The following is a 12,171-nucleotide window of genomic DNA, read 5'->3' on the forward strand; positions in this document are numbered from 1 at the left end:
GCCCCGCTTGCCCCGCTTGCCCCGCTTGCCCCGCTTGCCCCGCTTGCCACAGGCCTACCCCAACGGCACCCGCTGCGTTATCGCCGCCACCGGCGACCACTGGGACGCTATTCATGTTCCAGCGCTGTGCCAGTGCATCAGAAAGGTAGCCGGTTATCTGATTGCCTTCAAACAAGTCAGGCATTGCCTCGCGATCGAGCGAACAGGCAGCGAGCAGCGTATCACTCCAGTCCCGTTTACCGACATCCAACCACATCGTACCGGCGGCATCCGACATGTCGCTGGCAAATTCGCCCGTCATACGCCAGCGCAAGTAGTCTTTGGGTAACAGAACCTTATCAATCTGCCGAAAGCATGCGGGCTCATGTTCCTGAACCCATTTCAGTTTAGGAGCCGTGAAGCCCGGCATAATCAGATTACCCGTAATCTGGCGAGAATCCGGCACCTGTTGTTCCAATGTGTGGCATTGGGCGGCACTGCGGCCATCGTTCCACAGCATCGCGGGGCGTAACACCCTATGCTGTTTGTCGAGCAAGGTAGCGCCATGCATTTGCCCTGTCAGGCCGATAGCCTTAACGGCATGTAAATCGTGCTGTGTTGCCAGCGCTTGTACCGTGGCATCGGTTGCTGTCCACCACGCCTCGGGAGATTGCTCAGACCAGAGCGGATGGGGGCGGGATACCGTTAACGGTGCGCTTTGCGCGGCAATGACGCAGCCTTCCTCATTCAGCAGAAGGGTCTTTACGCCCGACGTGCCGAGATCGATACCCATATACATAATGTGAGATCCTTGTTTAGACCTGCCGATACCGCTGTAATTCCCACCGTGTTATTCCCACGGATAAGTCGCAACATCCGTGAGAATAGGCGACTTTTAACCGTTACTGATACAGGTAGTTGTTGATCAAATTCTCTAACATTTCCTGATGCCCGCTTTGGTGTTTCGGTGCGAGTTGTTTTGCGTGGACGTATTTTGCCAACTGTTCTAGGGAAAGTTTACCTTGCAGGATTTGCTGCCCGAGTTCGCCGTTCCAGCCCGCATAGCGTTTAGCAACCCATTGGTTCAACTTGTCATCTTCCAGCATCCGGGCTGCGACTTTTAGCGACAACGCCAGCATATCCATGGCACCTATATGGGCATGGAACAGATCGTAGCGATCGGTGCTTTGGCGACGCACTTTGGCGTCAAAATTCAGTCCACATGTTGTGAGGCCACCCGCTTTGAGGATCTCATACATGATTAAGGCATTCTCTTCCACGCGGTTCGGGAACTGATCGGTATCCCAGCCCAACTGCGGGTCGCCACGGTTGGCATCAACCGAACCAAAAATCCCCAGCGCGATGGCAGTGGCGATTTCATGGTGGAACGTGTGTCCTGCCAGCGTAGCGTGGTTTGCTTCAATATTAACCTTGATCTCTTTCTCTAAACCGAACTGTTTCAGGAAACCATAAACGGTTGCTACATCGTAATCGTACTGATGCTTGGTCGGCTCCTGCGGTTTCGGTTCAATAAGCAGCGTGCCCTGAAAACCGATTTTATGCTTATGCTCTACCACCATCTGCATAAAGCGGCCAATCTGTTCCCTTTCCTGACGCAAATCGGTATTTAGCAATGTTTCATAGCCTTCGCGCCCGCCCCACAGCACGTAGTTTTCTCCTCCGAGCTTCTGAGTGGCGTTCATGGCAGAAAAGGCTTGTGTCGCTGCCCAGGCAAAAATTTCCGGATCTGGGTTGGTGGCAGCACCGGCAGCATAACGAGGGTGTGTAAAGCAGTTGGCGGTTCCCCAGAGTAGTTTTACCCCTGTTTGCTGCTGCTTTTCGGCAAATTTGTCGACAATGGTTTGGAAATTATACAGATAGTCATTCAATGAACTGCCTTCCGGTGCGATATCCACGTCGTGGAAGCAGTAGTAAGGCACGTTCAATTTTTGGAAAAACTCGAAGGCAATATCGGCTTTTGTTTTGCCAATTCCAGGGGCTCCCATGCCGCTTGCCAAGGGCGTTCAAAGGAGCCGACGCCAGACATATTGGCACCGTTCCAACAGAAGGTGTGCCAGTAGGCGACGGCGAAACGCAAATGCTCTGACATCCGTTTCCCCAAAATTTCCTGTTCGGGATTGTAATGGCGGAAAGCGAAGGGATTTGTGGTGCCGCGGCCTTCATAACGAACACGTTCAATTTGGTCAAAATAGGTTGGCATGGAGAACTCCTTAAGAAAGTCATTCAGCGGGTAAGCGGTCATTGTTATTCATCTTCGGAGGGGATCGACGTTTGCTCAATTATGTTATTTCACACTTGTGTTCAGATAATTATTAAGTGTGCAGCCGATCGCAAAAAATAACGGAGAGAAATATTCTGAATGCACATTCATGAATTGAGGGATGGTTGGGGGCGATAACAATAAAATATGACCGACTTCATAAAATTACGATTAAACCAAAAAACATAATTGCTTGGTGAAAATCTGTAATTGAAGCCGCGCCAGTTAACGGCAACACTTTTTCTGCTTGGTAGCGTTTCTTTCCTGCACGTTAAACGTTAAAAAAGAAAGGTACTCATGATGAAAGTTAAACACTTTTACTGTCAGCCTGTGCCGCACTTGCGTTAATAAGCCATGCCGGATTTGCCAAAGAGGTAAAAATTGGTATGGCAATCGATGACTTGCGTTTGGAACGCTGGCAGAAAGATCGCGATCTCTTCGTTGCCAAGGCGCAAGCGCAGGGGCGACGGTGTTCGTTCAGTCTTCGAACGGCAATGAGGAAACCCAGATTTCTCAAATAGAAAACATGATAAATCGCGGCGTCGATGTCCTGGTTATTATTCCTTATAACGGCAAGGTGCTTAGCAATATGATTGCAGAAGCAAAACGCGAAGGTATCAAGGTCTTAGCCTATGACCGCATGATCAATAACGCGGATGTGGATTTTTACATCTCGTTTGATAATGAAAAGGTGGGAGAGCTACAGGCGAAATATTTGATTGACAAAGTGCCACAAGGTAATTATTTCCTGATGGGCGGTTCGCCGGTGGACAATAATGCAAAACTGTTCCGTAATGGACAGATGAACGTATTAAAACCCTTGATTGACTCTGGGAAAATAAAAGTCGTTGGCGATCAATGGGTCGATGCGTGGTTGCCAGAAAATGCCTTGAAAATTATGGAAAATGCACTAACGGCAAACAATAACAATATTCAGGCTGTCGTCGCCTCCAATGATGCCACGGCGGGCGGTGCGATTCAGGCTTTGGCCGCGCAAGGCTTGGCGGGCAAGGTGGCGATTTCCGGGCAGGATGCGGATTTGGCGGCGATAAAACGCATTATCGCTGGCACGCAAACCATTACGGTGTACAAACCGATCACCAAGTTGGCAACGGAAGCCGCTGATATTGCCGTTGCGTTAGGGGCGGGAAAAGCCCCAAATCCAACGCCTCGCTGGAGAATGGATTAAAAGCGGTGCCATCGTATCTGTTAGCGCCGGTGCCGGTTGATAAATCCAACATTGAAACCACCGTGATTGCCGATGGGTTCCATAAAGCCGCCGATCTGAAGTGATTAACTGGCCCCGAGTGTCTTCTGACACCGGGGCTTAGGTTGGCTGCGTTACCGGGTGTGCGGCGTGGGAACGATGGAGGCGAGAATGCCGTTCTTGTTGGAAATGAAAAACATCACCAAGGTGTTTGGCAGCGTAAAGGCGGTGGATAACGTCAGCCTGGCGTTGGAAGCCGGACAAGTATTATCGCTGTGCGGTGAGAATGGTTCGGGTAAATCGACGCTGATGAAAGTGCTTTGCGCCATTTATCCCTTCGGCAGCTATGGCGGGGATATCCTCTTCGCTGGCGATCCGCTGCACGCCAGCCATATTCGTGATACTGAGCAGAAGGGTATCGCCATCATTCATCAGGAACTGGCGCTGGTCAAAGAGATGAGCGTATTGGAGAACATCTTCCTGGGTAATGAGTGGACGGCACGTGGCATATTGGACAATGATTCGATTTATTTGCGCTGCCAGACCATGCTGGCGCGCGTCAAGCTTGAGGTCGATCCTCATACCCGAGTCAGTGAACTGGGTCTCGGCCAACAGCAATTGGTGGAGATTGCCAAGGCACTTAACAAGCAGGTGCGGCTGTTGGTATTGGACGAACCGACTGCCTCACTGACTGAGCGGGAAACCGCGATTTTGCTGGATATCATTCGTGATTTGCGCAATCACGGTATCGCCTGTATCTACATTTCCCACAAGCTAAATGAAGTCAAAGCCATTTCGGACGTCATCTGTGTGATTCGCGATGGCAAGCATATCGGTACCCATCCTGCCGACTCGCTTAGTGGAGAGCAGATCATCGCCATGATGGTGGGGCGGGAGCTAACCGAGCTTTACCCCCCTCTGAAGCGCATGACATTGGCGAGGAGATCCTGCGCGTCGAACACCTGACGGCGTGGCATCCGGTTAACCGCCATATTCGTCGCGTCAATGATGTTTCCTTAGCGCTGCGTCGGGGGGAAATTCTGGGCGTCGCGGGGCTGGTTGGCTCCGGCCGGACCGAAACGGTGCAATGTCTGTTTGGTGCTTACCGTGGACGCTGGCAGGGCAATATTGTGCTCAAGGGGCAGCCTGTAGCGATTAACGATTGCCAGCAGGCGATGGCGCTGGGTATCGCGATGGTGCCGGAAGATCGCAAAAAGGATGGCATTGTTCCGGTGATGAGCGTGGCGCAAAACATTACGCTGGCGGTACTCGATCGCTTTTCCGGGCTGTTTTCTTCTCTGGATGACGCGCGCGAACAGGATGTGATTCGCCAGTCGATTGCCCATCTTAAAGTGAAAACGGCCAGCCAGGATTTAGCCATTGCCCGCCTGAGCGGTGGGAACCAGCAAAAAGCGGTGTTGGCAAAACGCCTGTTGTTAAACCCCGATGTTTTGATCCTCGATGAGCCTACGCGCGGTATCGATATCGGCGCAAAATATAAAATATATAAATTTATTAATCAGTTAGCCAAAAAAGGGATGGCGATCATTGTCATTTCATCCGAGCTGCCGTAGGTGCTGGGACTGAGCGATCGTGTCCTGGTGATGCATGAAGGGCGTGTAAAAGCCGATTTGGTTAATCACGATTTGACACAAGAGCAGGTTATGGAAGCCGCGCTGAGGAGTGAACAACATGTTGAAAACGCCACCGTCTAATGCCTATGCCGATACCCTGGCACCCAAACAACCGACACCAGCGGGCGAGGCCGTGCGCTGGTTCAGGCAGGTAAATCTTCAGGTGTTTGTCATGATTGCCGCCATTATCGCGATTATGCTGTTTTTCACCTTGATGACCGATGGCTCCTATCTCAGCGCGCGTAATGTGTCTAACCTGCTGCGCCAGACGGCCATCACCGGCATTTTGGCGGTTGGGATGGTGTTTGTCATCGTCTCTGCCGAAATTGATCTCTCGGTAGGCTCCATGATGGGGTTACTGGGCGGATTGGCCGCCATCTTTGACGTGTGGTTAGGATGGCCGCTGACGTTGACAATCGTGGTGACGCTGCTTCTGGGGCTGTTATTGGGTGCCTGGAACGGCTGGCGGGTAGCGTACCGTAAAGTGCCATCATTTATTGTTACCTTGGCGGGAATGCTGGCTTTTCGCGGTATTCTCATCTGCATTACTAACGGTACCACCGTCTCTCCGACCAGTAGCGCCATGGCACAGATCGGCCAAAGCTATCTGCCTGCGGGTGTAGGATTTACGCTTGGGGTGGCGGGGTTACTGACATTTATTGCCTGGCAATGGCGTCGGCGGCAAAAACGGACCAGTCTGGGGCTGAGCGTAACGCGTCCGGTCAGTGACATTGGACGGCAGGCCGTTATGGCGGTGCTGGTGCTGGGCGCGATTTACCTGCTGAATGACTATCGTGGTGTGCCAACGCCGGTGCTGATTTTGACGCTGCTGATGCTGGGCGGAATTTTTATGGCAACGCGCACGGCGTTTGGGCGTCGCATTTATGCCATTGGTGGCAATATCGAGGCGGCCCGCTTGTCTGGTATCAATGTTGCACGCAGCAAGCTGGCGGTTTTTGCCATTAACGGGCTGATGGTGGCGGTTGCAGGGTTGATTTTAAGTTCGCGTTTGGGGGCGGGCTCACCTTCTGCGGGCAACATTGCCGAGTTGGATGCCATCGCCGAGTGCGTGATCGGTGGCACCAGTTTGGCCGGTGGTGTTGGCAGCGTAGCCGGGGCGGTCATGGGGGCGTTTATCATGGCCTCGTTAGATAATGGAATGAGCATGCTGGATGTTCCAACTTTTTGGCAGTACATCGTCAAAGGCAGCATTTTGCTGTTGGCGGTGTGGATGGATACGGCCACCAAGCGCAAGGGCTGACCGTCTCTGATGACATGATGTCAGCGGGTCTCAGGAAACAGGCTGCGGCTCGCATTAATCAGCAAAATATTTTTGCTCACCGTGGGGGTGTGCTATTGAGAAGGGCATCTCCACGGCTGGAGCAGTGAATATGTTTGAAAAACGCTATCGTATTACGCTGTTGTTTAATGCCAATAAAGTCTACGACCGGCAAGTGGTGGAGGGCGTGGGCGAGTACTTGCAGGCCTCTCAATGCGGTTGGGATATTTTTATTGAAGAGGATTTCCGCTGCCGTATTGATAATGTGAAAGACTGGCTGGGCGATGGCGTGATTGCTGATTTTGACGATCGAGAAATTGTTCAGTCGTTGCAGAATGTCGGCGTGCCATTGGTGGGCGTTTGCGGCTCTTACCACGATCCTGATGACTATCCTCCTGTGCATTACATCGCGACCGATAATCATGCCCTGGTGCAATGTGCGTTTATGCATCTGAAAGAGAAATGGCTTAATCGCTTTGCCTTTTATGGATTGCCGCCTTCGGGTGGCAAAGGGTGGGTGCAGGAGCGCGAGTACGCTTTTTGTCAACTGGTCGCATCGGAGCAATATCAGGGCGTGGTGTATCAGGGGATGGAAATCGCACCGGACAACTGGCAATACGCACAAAATCGTCTGGCAGACTGGGCGCAAGCCTTACCGCAACAAACCGGCATTATCGCCGTTACGGATGCTCGAGCCCGCCATTTGTTGCAGGTGTGTGAATATTTGAACATCGCGGTGCCGGAAAAACTCTGTGTCATCGGTATCGATAATGAAGAGCTGACGCGTTATCTGTCTCGGGTGGCGCTCTCATCTGTTGCGCAGGGTACACGGCAGATGGGCTATCGCGCCGCCAAATTGCTGCATCAGTTGTTACACCATCCGGTAGCACTACCGCTTCAGCGCATTTTGGTTCCTCCCGTGCGGGTGGTAGGGCGCAGTTCCACCGATTACCGTTCGGTGCACGACCCGGCAGTGATTCAGGCCATGCACTATATTCGCTGCTATGCCTGTAAGGGTATTAAAGTCGAGCAGGTGCTGGATCCGTCGGCATGTCGCGCTCCAATCTGGAAAAGCGCTTTAAAGATGAAATGAGGCAGACCATTCACGGTGTCATTCATGCAGAAAAGTTGGAGCGCGCAATCTGCTGGTGTCAACTTCACTGTCGATCAACGAGATCTCGGTGATGTGCGGTTACCCATCGCTGCCCTATTTTTATGCGGTGTTCAGGAAAGAGTACGATTTGACGCCGAAAGAGTATCGCGATCGTTTCGGTGAAGATATGAATCGGTGAAATGCCCGGCCTCGTTCACGATAGCCGGGCTAGCGGTTTTTTAGGCCGGTACGCGCCAGTGATCGTAATAGATATGCTCGATCTGGAAGTTGGTGTCTTCAACATCGCCGGTCAAACGGCAGGCAATGGTGCCCGCGAAGTCGAAGGCAACACCCAACCCTTTGCCACTGATCAGATTGCCATCTTCTACCACGTTCTGATCGACATAGACGCCGTCCGTGACATCCTTCCAAAGATCGCCAGAACAGACATAGCGTCGGCCTTTTAGCATTTTGTTGCCGCCCAGCACGCGCGCTGCCGCAGAACAGATCAGGCAGATCAGTTTCCCTGCGTCGTCATGACGGCGAATAAACTCGGTGACCAGCGGGTTTGCTGCCAGACTCAGCGTACCTTGCAAGCCGCCTGGGATCACCACCGCATCGAACAGTTCATCCATGCTTCTTTCCAACAGCGCATCAGCAAACATGCGAATATTGTGGTAGCTGCGCAGTTCCAGCATGTCTTGGCAGGACAGCATTTTCACGCCGATCTTCATACGGTGCAGGATATCTATCACCATAACCGCCTCTGCTTCTTCAAAGCCTGGCGCCAGCAGGACGGCGACTTTCTTAGACATAACATCTCCAGCAAATAGGCAAGGGAAACCATAGTTCGCCGAGAATAACAAAGATTTATCATTTAAATGAAACATTGTTTTATTATTTGGTTTCCCGTCGCGTAAATCTATTTTAGCCGCTGGATTGGCAGTGAAATGGCGGTATAATTGCCTGCTGAGTTTGTTTCCTCCCCGAGCTGTTCTTCATTGCATATTCTCTGTGGTAGAAATCCATAGATACCGTTACATTCAAAGGTGGCTTAGCGACATTGACGGTTTTTTGCAGAAATCATCACTGGGCTCTTCCTGTCGCGGCAAAAAGATGTTTAAATTATAACTCATTTATTTTGCATAAATATGCATTTGTTGGGTGACGAACAGTATCGGTACATGTGCGTGCCGCCACACGTATAACGATCTGATTTTTTCTCATCAATGCATGGCGTAACATATAGTGGTGTGGCTGTTAAGCTTCTCTCCATAAGTCTATCGAGCAGGGATTTATTTTATGACGACGATTTTCAAGCACCTTCCGGCAGGTCAGCGTATTGGCATTGCGTTCTCCGGAGGCCTGGATACCAGTGCAGTGTTGCTGTGGATGCGTAAAAAAGGGGCGGTTCCCTATGCTTACACCGCAAACCTGGGACAACCGGATGAGGATGACTATGAAGAGATCCCTCGCCGCGCAATGGAGTATGGCGCAGAAAATGCCCGTCTTATTGACTGCCGCAAGCAGCTGGTTGCGGAAGGCATTGCCGCGATTCAGTGCGGTGCTTTCCATAACACCACGGGTGGCCTGACCTATTTTAACACTACCCCGCTGGGCCGTGCGGTAACCGGCACCATGCTGGTCGCGGCCATGAAAGAAGATGGCGTGAATATCTGGGGTGACGGTAGTACTTATAAAGGTAACGATATCGAGCGTTTCTACCGCTACGGTCTGCTGACCAATGCTGAACTGAAAATCTATAAGCCGTGGCTGGATACGGATTTTATTGATGAACTGGGCGGCCGTCAGGAGATGTCCGAGTTTATGGTGCAGTCTGGCTTCAACTATAAGATGTCCGCAGAAAAGGCCTACTCGACCGACTCCAACATGCTGGGCGCAACGCACGAAGCGAAAGATTTGGAATTCCTGAACTCCAGCGTGAAGATCGTTAACCCGATCATGGGCGTCAAGTTCTGGGATGAGAACGTCAAGATTGCGGCAGAAGAAATCACGGTACGTTTTGAACGCGGCTATCCGGTGGCGCTGAATGGCAAAACTTTTGCCGATGATGTGGAACTGATGCTGGAAGCCAACCGCATTGGCGGTCGTCACGGTTTAGGCATGAGCGATCAGATTGAAAACCGTATTATCGAAGCGAAGAGCCGTGGCATCTATGAAGCCCCCGGCATGGCGCTGCTGCACATTGCCTACGAGCGTTTGGTTACCGGTATTCATAATGAAGATACCATTGAGCAATACCATGCGCACGGTCGTCAGTTGGGCCGTCTGCTGTATCTGGGGCGTTGGTTCGATCCGCAAGCACTGATGCTGCGTGATGGGTTGCAATGCTGGGTGGCCAGTGCGGTCACCGGTGAAGTGACGCTGGAACTGCGTCGCGGCAATGACTATTCCATCCTGAATACAGTGTCGGATAACCTGACCTACAAGCCGGAACGTCTGACGATGGAAAAAGGCGACTCGGTGTTCTCACCGGATGACCGTATTGGTCAGTTGACGATGCGTAACCTGGATATCATTGATACGCGTGAAAAACTGTTCAACTACGTCGAAACCGGGTTGCTGTCCTCCTCTGCGACGACAGGCTTGCCGCAAATGGAAAGCGTGGAACAGTTGCAGGATAAGAGCAGCAAATAACGCGCTGCTGGTTGCATTCCTTTTCAAGAGGGCACCCTCGGGTGCCCTCAGCTTGATGGCAAAGTTACTACCCCTTGTCATCCTCGGCTAAAGCCGGGGGATCTCTGTGAGAATAATCGCGTTTCTTCAGCAAGAGATTCCTGCCTTCGTGGGAATGACGGTGGGAGTTGGGCCCTTTTTTGTTGCTACACGGTGGTCAACAAACGACCGCTGTCACACTTCCAGTCGAGCCACCTGTTACTGTCATCGCACACAAAACGTTGATTATGTGAGTGATTGCACACTTTATCCCAATAAGTCACTCCTCGGATGCCGAGCGTCGGCTTCCCGTATGTTTTACCTATGGGGAAATGCTTATGCTCATTTCAAGGTCAAGATGCGGCGATGTCGCATTCCAGACTGGCCGCCAAATGAAGAAGGCGCTGCGGGTCGAGCAGTAGATGAAAGGTATAAGGATGCTGTGTGCCCGCCGTGGAAAACCAGGTTTCCAGCTCGGCGATGAAGTGACGCAGCGTATGTAACTCTTGCCGCAGTTGTTCATGTTGCGTGGGGGTATTGCCGTATTTGTGGATCCACAAGCGGAGTGCAAAAGCATGGGTAATGTGGCTGTAAGCGCGGGTATACCAGAAGGCGCGCTCCCAGCTAGCGGTGAGCGTGAGTTTAAAGGCGTCAGTGAGCGGCATGGCTGGTAATTTTTTGTCCACCTGAGCGCGCAGTTATTCTGCCAGAAAACGAGATTTCTGTTTTTCCAGGATGATGGGCTGCATTTGCTGCTCACCCACGGCCTCATCATCCGGTGGCATCAGCGGCTGAAAAGACTGAGACCAATTGGCACTGCCGGTATCCATATGCAGCAGTTGCAGCGCCTGCTCAAAGTCATGCGGGGGCGGCTATGGCGTTGCAGCAGTCGTCCCAGCAGGCTGGGCGTTTTACACATCCAGTCGTGGCTGGAGGTATAGATGGCAAACAGATCGTCAATTTCTTGCTGTGATAGAGGACGCAGGACGCAGGGCGTAGGCTTCGAGCCATTCGGTAAACAGCGTTTGCGGTGAAACTGATGGCGCGCGGATCAGTCGCGAGAGTCCGTACAGATTCAGCTCGTTGACTGAGCCCAGCAGCGCATTATTTGGGAGCCATTCCCAACTCAGGCGTGCTGTGATCGCCTCAAGCTCGTCGCCCAGCGTTTGGGAGGCCCAGTGAAGACGCTTTTGCAGTTCGTCTAACAAGCAACAGGGGGGCAGCGTCCAGCCGTATTCGATGCCCCACAGATCGAATCCCACCCACTTACGGGAGCCACTCAGGCGAGTAAGGGTGGGATTGTTGGCAAATCCGGGACGATAGTCCAGTTCCGTCGCTTTTACGGAGGCGCGTACATCATTAGGCAGCACATCCAACGCCATCTTTAACTGCTGGCGGGGCCACGCTTTGTCCTGATAGTCGCGCAGTACCAACTGACAGCCGCGTAAACGCAGGCCCTGGTAGAGGCGTTGCAGCGACGATTCCTACTCCGTCTGGTGCACGCTAGGTGTGGTGAGCGAGAGGCGCAGGCCGCGCACGGTGGGCAAGTGGCTCAGGATTTCCGGCAGGGTTTCGCCGAAAAAAAGGTTAAGAAACGCCGCATCGTTTTGTGGGTCTTGGGAAAGAAAGAATTCGGGAAATTTACGGTGCAGGTCGTGACAGTCTGGCGTCGCTTCGCCCTGAAGCCACAGTTGAATGTGGTTCTCTTTGCAATAACGCGCAACGTTTTGCAGATAGTGCAGGGCATTACTACGAGCGAGCAGCAAATGTTCCACCGTGGCGGGTGGACACCGCGGTGAGGGTTTGGCCAACAGCGCGAGCAGCGTTTGCTGATGCAGAATCAGCCCATTGAACTGGAACTTTTTGAGATGGCGCATTTTGAGATGGCGCATGATGTCGGTAAACGTCTCCCACTGCCAGATGGCAGGGGTGTTTACCTCAAGAAATAACAGCGGTACCGGGTTACCCATGGCGAATCTCCTGCACGCGTCCTGCTCGCTGATACCAGCATGCGGATAGTAG

At 52.3% G+C, this 12,171-nt stretch carries 8 protein-coding genes and 4 pseudogenes; 5 read left to right on the forward strand and 7 right to left on the reverse strand.

Annotated elements, in window-relative coordinates; translation table 11 throughout:
• Positions 1-778 (reverse strand): FGGY family carbohydrate kinase (locus JZM30_RS21070; RefSeq protein ID WP_252321197.1); only part of this gene is annotated, 778 nt, incomplete at its 3' end.
• A gap of 103 nt (positions 779-881) precedes the next feature.
• Positions 882-2,200 (reverse strand): annotated as a pseudogene (gene xylA, locus JZM30_RS21075) (xylose isomerase).
• Between the two features lie 360 nt (positions 2,201-2,560).
• Between xylA and xylF the strand changes: the two are divergent.
• The 4 genes and pseudogenes from xylF (at position 2,561) to xylR (ending at position 7,672) form a co-directional block, all read left to right on the forward strand.
• Positions 2,561-3,553: pseudogene (gene xylF / locus JZM30_RS21080) on the forward strand (D-xylose ABC transporter substrate-binding protein).
• An 85-nt stretch (positions 3,554-3,638) separates the two neighbouring features.
• Positions 3,639-5,182: pseudogene (locus JZM30_RS21085) on the forward strand (xylose ABC transporter ATP-binding protein).
• Positions 5,160-6,362 carry a xylose ABC transporter permease XylH gene (xylH, locus tag JZM30_RS21090; protein ID WP_252321198.1) on the forward strand — a complete coding sequence of 401 codons (1,203 nt, stop codon included), beginning with the start codon at positions 5,160-5,162 and terminating at the stop codon, positions 6,360-6,362. Before JZM30_RS21085 ends, xylH begins: the two are co-directional and overlap by 23 nt.
• Before the next feature lie 130 nt (positions 6,363-6,492).
• Positions 6,493-7,672: pseudogene (xylR, locus tag JZM30_RS21095) on the forward strand (D-xylose utilization transcriptional activator XylR).
• A 40-nt stretch (positions 7,673-7,712) separates the two neighbouring features.
• Here the strand turns inward: xylR and JZM30_RS21100 are convergent.
• Positions 7,713-8,288, reverse strand: a complete 576-nt coding sequence (locus tag JZM30_RS21100) for a DJ-1/PfpI family protein (protein WP_252321199.1) — start codon at positions 8,286-8,288, stop codon at positions 7,713-7,715.
• Positions 8,289-8,775: 487 nt separating this feature from the next.
• Between JZM30_RS21100 and argG the strand changes: the two genes are divergently transcribed.
• The gene (gene argG, locus JZM30_RS21105) at positions 8,776-10,131 is read left to right on the forward strand and encodes an argininosuccinate synthase (protein WP_252321200.1); all 1,356 of its coding nucleotides are present in this window, start codon (positions 8,776-8,778) and stop codon (positions 10,129-10,131) included.
• 371 nt (positions 10,132-10,502) lie between these two features.
• Here the strand turns inward: argG and JZM30_RS21110 are convergent, their stop codons facing one another.
• The 4 genes from JZM30_RS21110 to JZM30_RS21120 all read right to left on the reverse strand — a co-directional run bounded on the left by JZM30_RS21110 (position 10,503) and on the right by JZM30_RS21120 (position 12,119).
• The gene (locus JZM30_RS21110; RefSeq protein ID WP_252321201.1) at positions 10,503-10,835 is read right to left on the reverse strand and encodes a hypothetical protein; all 333 of its coding nucleotides are present in this window, start codon (positions 10,833-10,835) and stop codon (positions 10,503-10,505) included.
• Between the two features lie 12 nt (positions 10,836-10,847).
• Positions 10,848-10,979 (reverse strand): hypothetical protein, encoded by a 132-nt coding sequence (locus JZM30_RS23715; protein WP_286673705.1) that lies wholly within the window; start codon positions 10,977-10,979, stop codon positions 10,848-10,850.
• Between the two features lie 126 nt (positions 10,980-11,105).
• Complete coding sequence (locus tag JZM30_RS21115) at positions 11,106-11,582, reverse strand: hypothetical protein (protein ID WP_252321202.1); 477 nt, start codon at positions 11,580-11,582, stop codon at positions 11,106-11,108.
• A 51-nt stretch (positions 11,583-11,633) separates the two neighbouring features.
• The gene (locus JZM30_RS21120; RefSeq protein ID WP_252321203.1) at positions 11,634-12,119 is read right to left on the reverse strand and encodes a hypothetical protein; all 486 of its coding nucleotides are present in this window, start codon (positions 12,117-12,119) and stop codon (positions 11,634-11,636) included.
• Positions 12,120-12,171 lie beyond the last annotated feature (52 nt).

Source organism: Candidatus Symbiopectobacterium endolongispinus, assembly GCF_018777385.1.
Classification (GTDB): domain Bacteria; phylum Pseudomonadota; class Gammaproteobacteria; order Enterobacterales; family Enterobacteriaceae; genus Symbiopectobacterium; species Symbiopectobacterium endolongispinus.

What these genes read in the sequence shown, in the direction of transcription:
- xylH (WP_252321198.1), top strand. Translation starts at nt 5,160, where the DNA reads ATGTTGAAAACGCCACCGTCTAATGCCTATGCCGATACCCTGGCACCC.
- JZM30_RS21100 (WP_252321199.1), bottom strand. Translation starts at nt 8,288, where the DNA reads ATGTCTAAGAAAGTCGCCGTCCTGCTGGCGCCAGGCTTTGAAGAAGCA.
- argG (WP_252321200.1), top strand. Translation starts at nt 8,776, where the DNA reads ATGACGACGATTTTCAAGCACCTTCCGGCAGGTCAGCGTATTGGCATT.
- JZM30_RS23715 (WP_286673705.1), bottom strand. Translation starts at nt 10,979, where the DNA reads ATGGATACCGGCAGTGCCAATTGGTCTCAGTCTTTTCAGCCGCTGATG.
- JZM30_RS21120 (WP_252321203.1), bottom strand. Translation starts at nt 12,119, where the DNA reads ATGGGTAACCCGGTACCGCTGTTATTTCTTGAGGTAAACACCCCTGCC.